The sequence below is a fragment of the Marinisporobacter balticus genome, from assembly GCF_004345705.1.
GTDB lineage: Bacteria > Bacillota > Clostridia > Peptostreptococcales > Thermotaleaceae > Marinisporobacter > Marinisporobacter balticus.
The window spans coordinates 20,507-34,787 of sequence record NZ_SLWV01000025.1; the positions used below are offsets into that span (position 1 = coordinate 20,507).

Consider the following 14,281-nt stretch of genomic DNA (forward strand, 5'->3'; position numbering starts at 1 on the left):
GAAAATGATGTAAGGCATTCATAACTTTCGCTACTGGAAAAATAGACTTAAACAGAAGGATAATCTAGGTGAAAAATCGTTATCTCCCACATAGACACTACTCACTGCTAAGACACCAAACACAGCATTTACTGATATTGAGAATAAAAAAGGAGAAATCATTGTTCAAGAACAATTTAACCTTGATCCCTTTTCTAGAAATTTGTATGTCTTTTGTAATCGCAAACGAGATAAGATTAAAATTCTCGAGTGGGATACCAGTGGATTTTGGCTTCACTATGAACGTCTTGAAAAAGATAAATTTAGATGGCCTGATGAAATGAGAGGCACGATTATCACTGCACCTATGCCAAAGCCTGTACTGCCAGGTTCTATGGTAAGTCCTTCACTTCTTGCAACAATCATTGACATGAAATACAACAAGATGATGCCGCTGTATAGGCAAGAGCAGTCGTTTGTAGACTTTGGGATTGATATCTCAAGACAAAACATGGCATCTTGGGTTGTTAAAGGCTCAGAGAAGTGGCTAAAACCATTGTTTCTTCGCATGCGCGATTACCTTATAAAAGAAGATATCATTCATGCCGACGAAACGGTTTTAAATTGTCTAGATGAAAAAGATAATAAAAACAACTACATGTGGCTTTACGCAACTGGAGAACGTTCGACTCATAGAATTTATCTTTATGATTATCAGAAATCACGTTCTCAAAAGCATCCAAAAGAATTCTTAGATGGATTTAGTGGATATCTTCAAACTGATGGTTATGCGAGCTATAACAGTGTACCAAATGTTAAAAATCTTGGTTGCCTTGCCCATGCAAGAAGGTACTTTACTGATGCCCTTAAAGCTCTACCAGAAGATGCAATCTCTACAAAAACAAACGCCCATTCTTGATGAACTTTACCAGTGGCTAGAAACTGAAAGTAAAAGAACTTTGCCTAAAAGCAAACTTGGCGAACGTGGGATCAAACCGTTCGTTTTGGCAAGAAAAAATTTCTTGTTCGCTAAATCACCTAAAGGTGCTACTGCCGGTGGGATTGCTTTCAGTATCATCGAGACTGCTAAAGCCAACGACTTAAAGCCGTTTCATTATTTGAATTATATTTTTGAAAAGCTTTCAAACATCGATCTAGAAGATTATGATGCGTTGGACGCTTGTTTACCATGGTCAAAACCTCTACCCAATGAAATCAGGAGAAAGACTGATACTGAAGAAGAGAAATAATATTTCACAACTGCTGGAAACGATCTTCTTTATTATAGGCGTTCTTCTTATGTAGAGCACTAGGTGTACTACATTTTACGCTTACGTTTTATTGAAGTTTCTATTAAATATACTATCTTCTCCATTTTTACTTTCCTTTCTTAAATATATAAATATTATTACTTTTTCCATCTGTAACATAGTAATTGCCAGTTTTATCTTTTGTAATATGTGCAGCTACTGATTTATCTAAATTAATTTCTCCTATTGAATCTATATATTTGCCATTAGAATTCATTCTAATTAAATTATAAAAACAACCAGATATACTTACAACTTCTTTATTATCAAATATAAAATCATAAGAATTTAACCCAAAAGGTAGTTCATGTATCTTCTTTAATCCTTTTTCAGTAACACGCATTAGATAACTTTCACCTGTCATCATTCCCCATTCTTTTTTACCTGACACGAAAAAAATCCCAGAATTTATAGCATAAATTTCTCCATCTAACTCCGTTAAATATCCATCAAAATACTCATTTATCCAATGACCTTTAGTTTCATTTTCTTTATAGTATAATATCCCTGGATTGTCTAAAACACCTCCGGAAACATATATGGTTCCATTTTTATCTACTTCTATATCTTGAAAAGAAAAATTAGGATTATCTTCTTTTCTTTCTAATTTTATTTCTTTTATATAACTTAATTTTTCATCTAATATCTGAATCCTATCATTCTTACCATCTATAATATAAATTTTTTCATCTTTTATCTTTATACCTGTTGGATTAGAAAATTCTAATGGTCCACTTCCTGTATTTCCAACTGTTTTTATAATTTGCCCATTGTAATCTAATACTAAAATTCTATCCTCATTTCCATCTAAAACGATCACGTCTTTATCTCTAGCTACTATACCAGTTGCTAAATTTAAATCTTTAACTTCATATTTCCAAGTACTTTTTTTATAGCTATTATTTAGCTTAGTAGCTATCCTATCTGTATTTTCTAGTTTTTTTTCTAAATCTGCTTCATGAAAGACTGGTAAAGTTGAATTTTTAGATTTTTCTACTATTTTATCAACTTCTTTGTTCGTACATCCTTGAATAGAAAGCATAGTTCCCAAAATTATAATCAAAGTAGCTATTATACTAATTTTTTTCATTTTTTATCCCTCTCACTTTAATAAAATTTATTTTTACAATCTTCTGTTTAAATCACTTGTTAAGTTAATAAGTATGTAAATTTTCAAATTTCACTAACTAACAACAACCTCGTACACGCTTTTTCTTTTTTGTATCATAATATATCTGATTTGATGAGGAAACACATTTTCTTTTCATATATTCATATTGGAAATGTGTTCTAAGTCCTGATCCAGGTCCACAATCATATACTCTTGGGCATACAGGTGTTGTAGCAGAAGCTACGTACCATTGACCACAACCTGAACCACAATTTTCTTGACAAACTCCATTTACGCTTACGTTTTAAATATTTAAAATATTTGGGGAGTGCTGAACCTAATAAAAGAAAAATTAATCATTCATATGAAATACATCCATATTTTGTTTTCTGCTTTTTTGTTATTATTTACAATTTCTATTTCTACCTTCACTAAATTTGAAGTTCTCATCAATTTTATTATTAAATTCCATATATCCCCTCGAAAAAGTTCCTATAACATATAGTATAATAACTTTTATTCGCTATTAGTTTACAATATCCCTCTAAAATACTTCACTAATTTACAAGTAAATTAAGCTACATCTTCACCATAAAGAAAAGATGCAAGCAACACAATATAAGAACCTTGGAAGTATTAGAGATTTATCAACTTGAACGCCCACTTATAGACGTGGGCATCTTACAAAAAGATTAAAAAATCCAGCAGCTATGATGGAATGCATCCGTCAAGCAAAATCCTTTGAAATTCCAGCTAAGTATGTTTTATTTAACAGTTGGTTTACCATTAGGGTATACCTCATTGCAACCATTTTCATATACCTTCCATGTTCGTAGATTCTATAAGTTTATAAAAATGGTATAATATTGATAGGAAATAATTCGTATTGGTAGAATTATGTGTAATAAAGATTTATTTTAGGAGAAGTGATTAGATGAAATTACTACCAAATTGTATATCGTTTAGTAGAATAATTTTTTCTCTGCTTTTAATTTATACCAAGCCATTAAGCTTAGCCTTTTACTTAATATATATAATTTGTGGATTAAGTGATATTATAGATGGATTTATCGCCAGAAAGACAGGTACAACAAGTAGTTTTGGTGCAAAGCTTGATTCAATAGCTGACATGATAATGGCAGGTATATTATTATTTTTAATTTATCCGATTACAAATTTTACAAATAAAATTGTCATTTGGATTATTTTAATTGCCATTATTAGATTAACATCCATGTTTATAGCCATGAAAAAATATAAAACTTTTGCAAGTATTCACACTTACGGAAATAAAATTACTGGTATAGTTTTGTTCCTTTTTCCTATATTGCTTCCATATATTAATACAACTATGTTAATGTATATAATTTGTGTTGTAGCAAGTATATCAGCAATCGAAGAATTGATTATTCAGCTCACATCAAGTCAACTTGAATTAAATAAACAAAGTATATTGGTAAAATGAGTATAATTTACAATTTAAGTCATTCACATTATTCTTATATTATGAATCAAAATCTATCTTTCTCATTTTTAAAGGATCGGCTTAAAATATATGCTAGCGTAATATTTGTATTATTTGATTACATTCTAATTGTCACAAAGAATTTCAGAAACGTCTTTAAAAAGTATTTAAAACGAACACCGATATATTCAAAATTCTTTCCGAATATATCTATGTTCGTTTTGAAATATCTGTCTTAACGTGGTAAATTTACGCTTTTGGGTTACAAATGACGATCGACGTGAAGTAAAAGAATTGGCACCTAAAACGTTCTCACTATATGTATAAAAATACCACCATGTTTTGGTGGTATTTTTTTACCCGCAATTAACCAATTCAGGCAAGAAAATTTATAACATCTGCAAGTGCAAATTCCTTTATTTCACGTCTCCCATCATTTGCAACTTCTTCTTTTCCTTTTGTTCTTTATCGCTATTTTTTTCTTTCTCTTCTACTGTTTTTGTATTTTCTTTCTCTTCTACTGTTTTGATATTTTGTTTTTGTTCTTTTTTTATTTCTTTATTTATATCTTCTAATTGTCCTGACATTCTTTTTTCAATATTCACAAGTTTATCATTAAGTTTGGGTAATCTATCTGCTTGATATTTGGAGGGACTTTTGCTACTGTTTGCTTCTCTTTGTGCTACATTAATTTCTCCCTTGAGATGTGTTCTTAGTTTACTTAAGTTTTGATACTGTGAATAATCATTGCTTACCTTTAGTAATCCATCCATGCTTGGTGTATAGATCACACCTTTTTCTTCCATTCTTTCCCTTTCGAGCTTTTCTTGTTCACTTTCCTTTTTTTGATTTGCTTCATTTTCTTTGGGTTCAACTTTATTTTCCATTTTTTCAAGTTGGACCTGTTTTATCTGTGTATCAATTTGTTTTATTTGATTTTGCAGCTCCTTTATTTGAGCATTTTTTGTTTCTATATCTTTATCACTATTCTTGATGGTTTCCATTCTTTGCTGAATTTGTTGCTTTTGCTTTTCTAACCCCTGTATCTGTTTATCTGTACTATTATTAGCAGGGGGCTGATACGTTTGTGTAGAAGTAGCAGATGAAATATTCATATTTTATTCTCCTTTCTATGGGTACGGAAATGATTCGCGTAAAAATAACCTCCGCAGTGTAAGTTAAAGCACCTACAGGAACTTTAAATGATTCACTCTTTAATATATGAAATATCCAACTCTATTTTAACATTATTGGTTAAATATTACTATATTGTATATTTTTATTTGAATTCTAATGACTCCTCAAATATATGTTCAGCCATAGTCAAGCTCCTAGTGTGTAATGATTTAGAAGCTTCTTACGCTTTTTAAAAGCAACCCCTTCATACCAAAGGTAACTTAAATATGGTCATAATTTTAGTTTTTGCATCGTTAGTAGCGCAGGAAGATGAAGATTTTAAAAGATATCGATTAGCAGTAAAGGATCTCATAGAAAAATTAGATATGTATCCTAAAGATGCATATAGAGAATTAAAAAAATTAACTTGAAATATGAAGAATCATAGTTACTTTTGTCATATAAAAAATAAAGGGAAAATTGTTAAAAAAAGAGAATTAAAAAGTAAGCACGATTCTAAAGATGTTTATTTTTTAAAAAATAGATTTTCTTTTTAAATTTTCTACGATACGTTATACGATCAAATAAAGGGTGGAGGCGTTAATATGCAGATGTGTCGTGTCGCCGAGATCATAGGCAAGGAAAATACCCAAAAGTTGATTCTTGAATTTGGAGGAACGATTCTGTACATTCCAAAAGAAGGGTTTAAATCTGAAAGAGATCAAAAAATCATTGCTGAATATGATGGATACAATGCCAAAAAATTGGCTAAAAAGTATGCACTGTGTGAAAAACAAATAAAAAACATTGTAGAAAGGAGTAAGAAGTGAAGAAAACAAGAAAGCGGGACGAAGCTATCCTTCACAGATCCATCTTAATCCCGTAGTTTTTAAGCCATTCACGGCGTTTTTCATAATCTGGCATAATACGTTCTACTAAGCTCCAAAACGCTTTAGAATGGTCCATATAAACCATATGACAAAGCTCGTGCACGACAATGTAATCAAATACCCAAGTAGGCGCCATCGTACACCGCCAATTGAAGTACAATTCACGTTTCGCAGTACAACTCGCCCAGCGTTTCTTTTGTTCCTTCACATTTACTGCTGTTGGGGTTTGATCAAAGAACTTGAGATAATAATCCATTCGATCCATTACCTTCTCAAGCGTTTTTTGTCTATACCACTGTTCCATAGATTTCTTTAACTTGTCTCGATCTCTTGTGGGTGTATGGATATAGAATTTACCCTGATATAGTTTGGTTACAGGTTGCTTAACCCATGGATCATCCACAATCTGTAACGAATAATTCCGCCCCAGGTACATAAAGGATTCACCATTTATATATTCCTTTTCCAATCGTCTATATTCAATTTCATGCATCTCAAATAACTTCTGAACAATCCATTTTGCCTTACCCCCTACAAGTTCTAAAACAACTGCATCCGCTGTACCATAAGGTGCAACAACAGTTATCCTATCAGGGGGTTCAACACCGATTTCAACTGTTTTTCTCCTACGATATTGCACATCAAATGCAATCGTTTGTGTACCAAATTCAAATTTCATCCTGATCCCCCCAACCGCATCAAGTAGAAGTTTATGCATTTTTTTAAAAAATTTCTTAGTCATGATCTGTTGCATAATGACGTTTTGCCAGTTCAAGTAGTGGATTTATTAATTGCTTTAACTTATTATACCCCACGTGAAAATATTTCTTGCTTAAGATTTTAAAAATAGCGCGTTCAACTTCATCAGCTTTTGCTTTATTTGTTGCAAATCCATCTAATCGATTCGCTTTAATCGTGTGCACAATATCATTTGTCATTTCTTTGTAAAGTGCTATATCTGCATCGGTTGTATAAGATACAGTATTTTCTGCAACTTGGTTTTCTGCTGGTTCTTCTTCGTTTAAAACTTCTTTGATCTTGAGATAGAAAGCATACTCTTTGTTTGACGTAAATCCAAGCTTCCCGGCTTCATCCTCCTCACTAAGTTCTATTTCATTGTCAATAAATTCTTTTAACCGTGCACGGCGTTCTTCCCAACTTAATTGGGTCTCATCAAGTAATTTCTGCAATTTTTCAAGGAGTGATGTAAAATGAACCGGGTTATCCTCCATCTTCACACTAATAATATGTTTAATGGCATGTTCCATACTAGAAGCGATTGCCTCATCAGATTTTAATGTATCCATGGTTTCTTGAAAATCATCACTAAGCAAAGAAATAGGTCTAATCCACTGCACTACCCCTTTAGCTTGTAAATGTTCCGATATGATTTCTCTCGCCTTTTGTCCACAATCAGCAATATCTAGTGCCTTTTCAGGTTCAAATCTAGCCTTAGCCCCAGCCCGTACATAAGCCATCCACTTTAGATCATTCAAATCATCCTTGCTAACATGATTCGGCATCAATGCTTCTAAACTTGTAGCATAACGCTTATAGGCCATTTCAAATTCTGCTCTTTTATTTTCAGGTTCAATGACGCGCATAACTGCATCAAGATCTCTACGGTCAACCCCCATAAACATTCTAAGAACTGCTTCTTTATAATCCTGCATCTTTTTATATAGTGCATCAAGGCTTTCCATTTGCCCATCAATATCCGACTTGTCAAAAACCTTGAGGGCTTCTTCTAAGTGATGCATAATGCCATAGTAATCTACTATAAATCCATATTTTTTAGGGGCTGAATTTTTTTCTTGGATATACGTTCTATTGGTTCGGGCGATCGCTTGTAAGAGTGTATGTTCTTTAAGCGGGCGATCTAAATACATCACCTGTTCAATCGGTGCATCAAACCCTGTAAGCAACATATCTTTTACGATTAAAAAGCAAAGTCTATCTTTTTCAATCGGTTTTTTGAATCGATCGATCATTGCATCTTGTTCGGGCTTAGTTGTTTTGTGAATTTTAAGCTCTGGCACTTCATTATTGTCACAACTATAGATGACTTTGGCTTCTAGGGGTTCTTCGAAGAATTCTGTCATATGTTTATTCAGCGCTTTATAGTATTTCGCACAGGCACGCCTGCTCACACAAACAATCTGTGCTTTAAAACCATTGGGATAAATATTTTCCTTATAATGCATCAATAGATCACGCGCGATCTCATCAATGCGTTCATCTGCTTCAGCAATGGCTTGTTTGTTTGCATACTTCGCTTTAATGGCTTCACGTTCTTCTTCTGTATATGTTGAGAACCCTTCTTTAAATATCTCTTCTAAAGTATCTACCTTAACTTGAAGTTCTGGTTTTCGTCCTTCATAGACGATGCCAACCGTAGCACCATCTTCAACGGCTTCAGATAATGTATATTGATCAATCTTTTTGCCAAAGGTTCTATACGTATCTTTATCATCTTTTTCAATCGGTGTACCCGTAAATCCAATGAATGCAGCACTTGGAAGGGACATACGCATATTCATTGCAAGGGATGAATATTGGGAACGATGCGCTTCATCCGTCATGACGATGATATTGGATTTATTAGACAGTACTTCAACTTCTTCTTCAAAAAATAGACTTTGGTTGATCACATCATCTTCAAAGATGACTTGGTCAGCGTTTTTGCTTTGGAATTTATGAATCGTGGTCATGATAATCTTTGGTTGTGCTTTTGATAAAAGATCTTTCATAGCTTTCACACTCTTTACCCGTACCAAAAGCTTGTCTTCATCTTTTTGTCCTAATGTCAGTTCTGGAAATACCCTGCAAAATGTATCATAGATCTGTTTATCAAGGTCAACCCGATCGGTGATCACCACAATGGTTGAATCTTTAAGGGATGGTGTTCTTCGAATCAGTCTTGCAAGCATGACCATAGAGAGTGATTTACCACTTCCTTGCGTCGCCCAAATAACCCCGCCACGATCTAATGGGGTCTTTCCTGAATCAATTCGATCTAATGCCTTATTTACAGCTCTAAACTGCTGATACCTAGCAACCTTCTTGATTTTATTGCCACTTTCTTCTTCAAACAAGATAAAGTGCTGCATGATCTTTAGGAGATTTTCTTTTTCAAGGATGCCTTGTATGAATATATTTTGACCATTGTTTGCAACGTCTTCTATATCCTTTTTCTTATAGGGGTAAGGGTCTTTCCATTCTAAGTAGTGATTATATTTAGAACTGATGGTGCCTACATACCCATGGTATTTATTAAAGATTCCTGTAATGAAGTTGGTATGAAATAGTTGATCAATCCCTTCATCCATCTGCGCGCCACGCAAGTTCATATACCTTCGTAGTTGTTCATATCCATCTTTTTTACCTAGTCTTACCTTCGATTCTTTTTCTTTAAAGGGTGACTTGCACTCGATCACCACAACAGGAATCCCGTTGATGTAGATGATTAGATCTGGGATACAGTTCTCATTCACCCCTTTGATCTTTAGCTGAGATACAACATGAAATGTATTGTTTGAAACATTTTCAAAATCTATGAATTTTACGGTGTTGTATTGTTTCTTTCCAGAACCATCGATGTCTTGTTCTAATGATAATCCTAAGTTCACGATCAAGTGATATAGTTTTTCATTGATTACGTGTAGTGATGTGCCGAGCTGTTCACCGTGTGATACGGTATAGATGGCTTTAGTTAAATTAGAATGATTCATCCATGGATTTAGTTTTTTTAACCCTGATTCAAGGTGCTTTACCAATATAACCCCACGACTACTTTCACGTTCTCCAGTTTCAGCAGTAAGTTTTGTGCCATCCAAATAAGTGTATCCAAGCTTATTTACTAAGTAATCAATGGCTGGTCTTTCGGCTAAAGTATACTCATTTCCTAGATAAGACATGGTGTTATCCCCCTAATTATCATTTGAATGTGATTAATATTAATAATCTAAAATTTCCCCTTTTAAATAACATTCCGTTAAATATCCCAAAACACTATAATATAATGATGAATTAAAGTTTGTAATCTCGTATACTAACCATGAACTTAATACTTCTATGGTTTTACTGATTAAATCTTCTTCATCTTTTAGTAAAGATAATATTAATCTACTATATAATTTCCCTATGGATAATGCTCTTGGTGGTTTTTCTTTGCAATATACAGAAAGATCATAATCACCGTCTGTAATCTTACATTTTTCAATAAATTCATCGCAAACGGCATCGATTGCTTCACAATGCATAACCTCTGCATTTTTATATATAAATTCAATATTTTCTCTTCCTAAAAAATCAACAATTGTCTTTCTTCTATTTTTAGTCTGTCTACCTAACATTTCAACTACATAGCACAGATAATATAGATTATCTTTCTGGGTATTATTTAGTTGCATTATTATCAACTCCTGTAATAAATTCAGAATCTACATATGTTAAGCATTGCAACGCTCTTGGTGTATGGAAACTTATTTGGTGTGTTGGGTGTCTAAATTTTACTAATTCCCAAAAAGCCGCTCTACTGATTGTCCCCTCTAAAAAATCCGATACCCAATCCCAAACGACGTCATCTGCCATAGCACCTTCAACGATATCGTAACCATGTTGATTGCCACTTCGACAACGCGCTATAAAATCTAACCATGCATCCGTCATCTCTTCAAATTTTAATATCTTCAAATCAGTATTTTCAACATAGTTATACTTATTTATTACACCTCTTTGATTACTTCTTCTTATTGCCCATTTAACTGCCTGTTTTCTAATGTCTGTGCAATAAAAACCCCAACCAAAATCTTTATGAAATTTCGTAGCCCTCACAATAGGCTCTGTTACTATATCTGAACTTCCGTGATATAAAATTTTACTAGGCACATGTTTCCCTCCTTATTCATTAGATTTTCACTCTTGTTTTTCCTGTTAGGAGTTGTTGCATTAGGGCTTTTTTGAGTTGTGTAAGGTCTTCTTTTTCTTTTTCGTATATTTCAATTCTATTATCTACAGATGATAAGATGGATGCAATTTTAGATTGTTCATTAATTTGCGGAACTGGTATCATAAGTGTCTTAACATCATTACTATTAATCGCAGTAAAGGTACTCCCTTGTGCTAATTTACTCCAATTATCTTCAAAATTAATTAAATATTGGTATATAAATTCACCACTATTACTAGCATTAACTCTGATTGCACAAACACCACGACCTATACATGCATTATGATTACATTTACTTATTGCACCAACTGGAGCTCTTACAGTCATAATAATATCGCCAACATCACAAAGTTTAGTAATTTGAGATGTAAATACTCTTGGAACAGTTTTTCTGTGTTTACAATCAGCATTTCCTTGAATTAATGGTAATCCAATACCTTCTTCATTATAGCTTTCAGATTTTGGTGATTGTCCCATAATAATTTTTGAAGCATTATCCAACTGCTTCACTTCCCACGCCACAGGAATCCGACCAACCTCACTATCCTTAAATTCTGTATGTCCAATTCCCTCAGTCAAAAGCTTTTGCATCAACCCTTTTTTTAGTTCTTTAAGGTCTTCAATCATGCCATCCACTTCATCTATATGCTTATCAACGGATGATAGGATGGTTGCGATTTTCTTTTGTTCTGGGAGGGGGGGGAATTGCAATTGATATGACTTTAAAAATTCTGTGGATACACGTTTTTGTCCAGCTGATCCTGTCATATTTGCTTCTCCACGAATTTTAAATGTATTTAAAGAAATAAATTGATATAAATATTCTGATATAAGGTTATTATTTCCTCGTAACACATGAAATTCTGTACTACCAAATCCATAGCCATTTTTCAACTTTGTAGCTAAAGCTCTTTTACCATTTTCAAAACACGGTGTAATCTTCGCTAATAAAACATCATTTTCTTTAAAAGAAGTAAACCCTTTTGAAACTTCATAATATGATTTAACATTTCGATTAAGTATTCTGCCATCGTTAGAAACATCCGCCATTGCTAAAAAAGTGATTTCAGTATCTTTATCTAATTTTTCCGACCTTGGATTAATTTCGATTACATTCGCTAGTTTTTCGTAATGCCAATCTTCTATTCTCTCTCTCATCCCCATCACCTATATCTCCCCAAATCCAAGTTCTCTCAAAAACCCATTAATCTGAGTCCTCGACGCTACCAATCTACCTTCACGCTCTTTAATTCTTTTAGTAACTGCATTGATATCTATCTCTGGTTCTGCTTCTGTAGTATCTACATAACGGCTGATATTCAAGTTATAATCATTCTCTCGAATATCTTCAAGTGAAACAACTTGGGCGAATTTTTCAATGGTTTCAAATTGATTGTAAGCATCTACAATCCCTTGAATATCTTCTTCACGAAGTTCGTTCATATTTCCATTCTTTACAAAGTGATCACTGGCATCTATAAATAAAACATTTCCTTTTCGATCTACTGGTTTGTTTTTGTTCAGAACCAAAATGGCTGCTGGGATGCCTGTTCCGTAGAATAGGTTTGATGGGAGACCTATGATTGCTTCAAATAAATCGTCTTCGAGTATCCCTTGACGAATCTTTCCTTCAGCGCCACCTCGAAACAAAATACCATGCGGGACTACTGTTGCCATTTTCCCTTTGCTGTTAAGGGATGCGATCATATGCTCAACAAATGCAAAATCCCCATAAGATTTTGGGGGGACACCATAACTAAATCTATGGTATGAATTATTCTCAGCGGTTTCTATTCCCCAATTTTTAAGTGAAAAGGGTGGATTTGCAATGACTTTATCAAATGTTTTAAGCGTTGCGCCTTCTTTGTTTTGTGGATCTCTAATGGTATCCCCTTTCCAGATGATCGAACCTTTTGCATCATGTAGTAGCATATTTAATTTTGCAATCGCCCATGTTGAAAGGTTTATTTCTTGACCGTATGCTTGTACGTTTCTATGGTTTTTACCTTGTTTTTTTACATATTCAATCGCATTGATTAAAAATCCTGCACTTCCTGTTGTAGGGTCGTAGATACTGTCTGTTTCTTTCGGTTGAAGGACTTGTACCATGACTTCTTTGATGCCTTCAGGGGTGTAGAATTCTCCACCTTTCTTACCCCCATCATCCGCAAATTGCTTCAAAAGATACATGTATGCATCCCCAAGAATATCAGGTTTTTCTAAACCTTCATTCGATAGATTGATGCTATCAAATATTTGTAGGAGCTGATTGAGTTTTGCATCGGGTACTCTTTCTTTATCGTTATAGTTCGCCGTTGTAAGAACGCCTATTAACTCAGTGTTTTTGGGTTCATCTTCAATGGCTTTAAATGCTTTGTCTAGTTCTGGCCCAATGTTTAAGTTAAGGTCCTTTAGTTTTTCCCATCTTGCTGACTCGGGTACGAAGAAGGTTTCATAAGAGGTTGCGTCTTCTATCATTTGTTCAATAAATTCTTTAGGAATCTGATCATTGTCTTCTTTTATTTTTCTTGATTCAAGATCAAATTGATCATTCATACGCTTTAGAAACATCATCCCAAAGATATAATCCATATATTGTGAAGAGCTAAGGGTACCACGCAGTACATTTGCACAGTCCCAGAGTTTTGTTTCCAGTGTTTGTAGATTTAATTTATTCATTTTTTATTCTCCTATATTTGTATTTTTATCTGACTTTTTTCTTCTTATAGTTACACGCCTTTAAGAGATAGTATCATTATACACTTTATGCATAGCCCTTGCCATCTAAAGGACTACATAAAGTAAACAAATCCATTGTTAAGAAACATATTTTTTTGGTGATAGCTTATTCGTTGAAGATGTAACCAATTTTATTATGCATTCATAGATATGGATAGAGAAAAGACAAGCATCCATTTTGCGTTCTCAAATAAAACAGTGGGAGGTGTGATTTTTTCACAAAATGGATCTTGTTTATATGCATCCCAACACCACCCTTAAACATAAGGAGGTGAAGAGATTGGAAAACATCATATTAAATTTGGTTTCATCTCAGGGGGTATGGGCGGCTTTAACCGCTGGGCTTATTTTTTATATTTTAAAAGCCCAAGAGAAAAGAGATCTTAGACAAGAACAAAGAGAACAAAATTACCAGAAAATCATATTAAAACTTACAGATAAATTAAACCTTATTGAAGATGTGAAAAAAGATGTAGAATTTATTAAAGATTATGTGTTTAAGAAAGAAAATAAAGACTAGTTAAATTGTGCACCTGTGATATGTTCACAGGTGTCTTTTATTGTATAAAAACGTTAGAATCCACAAGACCTATGCTAACCGTTATCAATGCTCAGGAAACAAAATCCATGCCTAATTTAAATATATTGGACATAAAGAAAGAGAAAAAAAATGCATTTCACTATCTTTCTTTTGACAAAAGTTATAACTTTGTTGTAAAA

At 33.4% G+C, this 14,281-nt stretch carries 14 protein-coding genes and 1 pseudogene; 7 read left to right on the forward strand and 8 right to left on the reverse strand.

All coding sequences use genetic code 11. The features are described from left to right. Positions 1 to 160 precede the first annotated feature (160 nt). The 3 genes and pseudogenes from tnpB to EV214_RS14405 form a co-directional block, all read left to right on the forward strand. Positions 161 to 313: pseudogene (gene tnpB, locus EV214_RS19735) on the forward strand (IS66 family insertion sequence element accessory protein TnpB); the annotation flags it as partial. 6 nt (positions 314 to 319) lie between these two features. After that, on the forward strand, positions 320 to 898 hold the full coding sequence (tnpC, locus tag EV214_RS14400) for an IS66 family transposase (protein ID WP_165916386.1): 579 nt from the start codon (positions 320 to 322) through the stop codon (positions 896 to 898). Continuing rightward, positions 840 to 1,229 (forward strand): transposase domain-containing protein, encoded by a 390-nt coding sequence (locus EV214_RS14405; RefSeq protein ID WP_165916387.1) that lies wholly within the window; start codon positions 840 to 842, stop codon positions 1,227 to 1,229. The genes tnpC and EV214_RS14405 overlap by 59 nt, the downstream gene beginning before the upstream one ends. 127 nt (positions 1,230 to 1,356) lie before the next feature. On the opposite strand, the gene EV214_RS14410 is transcribed toward EV214_RS14405, so the two are convergent. Continuing rightward, the gene (locus tag EV214_RS14410; RefSeq protein WP_132246984.1) at positions 1,357 to 2,379 is read right to left on the reverse strand and encodes a 6-bladed beta-propeller; all 1,023 of its coding nucleotides are present in this window, start codon (positions 2,377 to 2,379) and stop codon (positions 1,357 to 1,359) included. Positions 2,380 to 3,334: 955 nt separating this feature from the next. On the opposite strand from EV214_RS14410, the gene EV214_RS14415 reads away from it, so the two are divergent. After that, positions 3,335 to 3,865, forward strand: coding sequence for a CDP-alcohol phosphatidyltransferase family protein (locus tag EV214_RS14415; protein WP_132246986.1), 531 nt, complete (start codon positions 3,335 to 3,337; stop codon positions 3,863 to 3,865). 416 nt (positions 3,866 to 4,281) lie between these two features. Here the strand turns inward: EV214_RS14415 and EV214_RS14420 are convergent, their stop codons facing one another. Next, positions 4,282 to 4,980 (reverse strand): FlxA-like family protein, encoded by a 699-nt coding sequence (locus tag EV214_RS14420; RefSeq protein ID WP_132246988.1) that lies wholly within the window; start codon positions 4,978 to 4,980, stop codon positions 4,282 to 4,284. Between the two features lie 288 nt (positions 4,981 to 5,268). Here EV214_RS14420 and EV214_RS18805 point away from each other — a divergent pair, with 288 nt between their 5' ends. Together EV214_RS18805 and EV214_RS14425 are read left to right on the forward strand one after the other, a co-directional pair. Then, positions 5,269 to 5,412: a hypothetical protein gene (locus tag EV214_RS18805; protein WP_165916388.1), complete on the forward strand. Its 144-nt coding sequence runs from the start codon at positions 5,269 to 5,271 to the stop codon at positions 5,410 to 5,412. Positions 5,413 to 5,586: 174 nt separating this feature from the next. After that, positions 5,587 to 5,811, forward strand: a complete 225-nt coding sequence (locus tag EV214_RS14425; RefSeq protein ID WP_132246990.1) for a Mor transcription activator family protein — start codon at positions 5,587 to 5,589, stop codon at positions 5,809 to 5,811. Positions 5,812 to 5,842: 31 nt separating this feature from the next. On the opposite strand, the gene EV214_RS14430 is transcribed toward EV214_RS14425, so the two are convergent. From EV214_RS14430 to EV214_RS14455, 6 genes are read right to left on the reverse strand one after another with little or no spacing between them, the layout of a single operon-like run. Next, a complete protein-coding gene (locus EV214_RS14430) occupies positions 5,843 to 6,550 on the reverse strand; it encodes a M48 family metallopeptidase (RefSeq protein ID WP_243116680.1) in 708 nt (235 codons plus the stop codon). A gap of 55 nt (positions 6,551 to 6,605) precedes the next feature. Next, positions 6,606 to 9,788 carry a type I restriction endonuclease subunit R gene (locus EV214_RS14435; RefSeq protein WP_132246992.1) on the reverse strand — a complete coding sequence of 1,061 codons (3,183 nt, stop codon included), beginning with the start codon at positions 9,786 to 9,788 and terminating at the stop codon, positions 6,606 to 6,608. Positions 9,789 to 9,827: 39 nt separating this feature from the next. Next, positions 9,828 to 10,283 (reverse strand): hypothetical protein, encoded by a 456-nt coding sequence (locus EV214_RS14440; protein WP_132246999.1) that lies wholly within the window; start codon positions 10,281 to 10,283, stop codon positions 9,828 to 9,830. Continuing rightward, positions 10,270 to 10,761 (reverse strand): DUF3990 domain-containing protein, encoded by a 492-nt coding sequence (locus EV214_RS14445; RefSeq protein ID WP_132247001.1) that lies wholly within the window; start codon positions 10,759 to 10,761, stop codon positions 10,270 to 10,272. The genes EV214_RS14440 and EV214_RS14445 overlap by 14 nt, the downstream gene beginning before the upstream one ends. A 19-nt stretch (positions 10,762 to 10,780) precedes the next feature. Further along, positions 10,781 to 11,986, reverse strand: a complete 1,206-nt coding sequence (locus EV214_RS14450) for a restriction endonuclease subunit S (protein ID WP_132247003.1) — start codon at positions 11,984 to 11,986, stop codon at positions 10,781 to 10,783. 3 nt (positions 11,987 to 11,989) lie between these two features. After that, positions 11,990 to 13,501, reverse strand: coding sequence for a type I restriction-modification system subunit M (locus tag EV214_RS14455; RefSeq protein WP_132247005.1), 1,512 nt, complete (start codon positions 13,499 to 13,501; stop codon positions 11,990 to 11,992). A gap of 340 nt (positions 13,502 to 13,841) precedes the next feature. Here EV214_RS14455 and EV214_RS14460 point away from each other — a divergent pair, with 340 nt between their 5' ends. After that, entirely contained in the window at positions 13,842 to 14,081 is a 240-nt protein-coding gene (locus tag EV214_RS14460) for a BhlA/UviB family holin-like peptide (protein WP_132247007.1), read from the forward strand. Positions 14,082 to 14,281: the final 200 nt, after the last annotated feature.

What these genes read in the sequence shown, in the direction of transcription:
- tnpC (WP_165916386.1), top strand. Translation starts at nt 320, where the DNA reads ATGAGAGGCACGATTATCACTGCACCTATGCCAAAGCCTGTACTGCCA.
- EV214_RS14405 (WP_165916387.1), top strand. Translation starts at nt 840, where the DNA reads ATGCCCTTAAAGCTCTACCAGAAGATGCAATCTCTACAAAAACAAACG.
- EV214_RS14410 (WP_132246984.1), bottom strand. Translation starts at nt 2,379, where the DNA reads ATGAAAAAAATTAGTATAATAGCTACTTTGATTATAATTTTGGGAACT.
- EV214_RS14415 (WP_132246986.1), top strand. Translation starts at nt 3,335, where the DNA reads ATGAAATTACTACCAAATTGTATATCGTTTAGTAGAATAATTTTTTCT.
- EV214_RS14420 (WP_132246988.1), bottom strand. Translation starts at nt 4,980, where the DNA reads ATGAATATTTCATCTGCTACTTCTACACAAACGTATCAGCCCCCTGCT.
- EV214_RS18805 (WP_165916388.1), top strand. Translation starts at nt 5,269, where the DNA reads ATGGTCATAATTTTAGTTTTTGCATCGTTAGTAGCGCAGGAAGATGAA.
- EV214_RS14425 (WP_132246990.1), top strand. Translation starts at nt 5,587, where the DNA reads ATGCAGATGTGTCGTGTCGCCGAGATCATAGGCAAGGAAAATACCCAA.
- EV214_RS14430 (WP_243116680.1), bottom strand. Translation starts at nt 6,550, where the DNA reads ATGAAATTTGAATTTGGTACACAAACGATTGCATTTGATGTGCAATAT.
- EV214_RS14435 (WP_132246992.1), bottom strand. Translation starts at nt 9,788, where the DNA reads ATGTCTTATCTAGGAAATGAGTATACTTTAGCCGAAAGACCAGCCATT.
- EV214_RS14440 (WP_132246999.1), bottom strand. Translation starts at nt 10,283, where the DNA reads ATGCAACTAAATAATACCCAGAAAGATAATCTATATTATCTGTGCTAT.
- EV214_RS14450 (WP_132247003.1), bottom strand. Translation starts at nt 11,986, where the DNA reads ATGGGGATGAGAGAGAGAATAGAAGATTGGCATTACGAAAAACTAGCG.
- EV214_RS14455 (WP_132247005.1), bottom strand. Translation starts at nt 13,501, where the DNA reads ATGAATAAATTAAATCTACAAACACTGGAAACAAAACTCTGGGACTGT.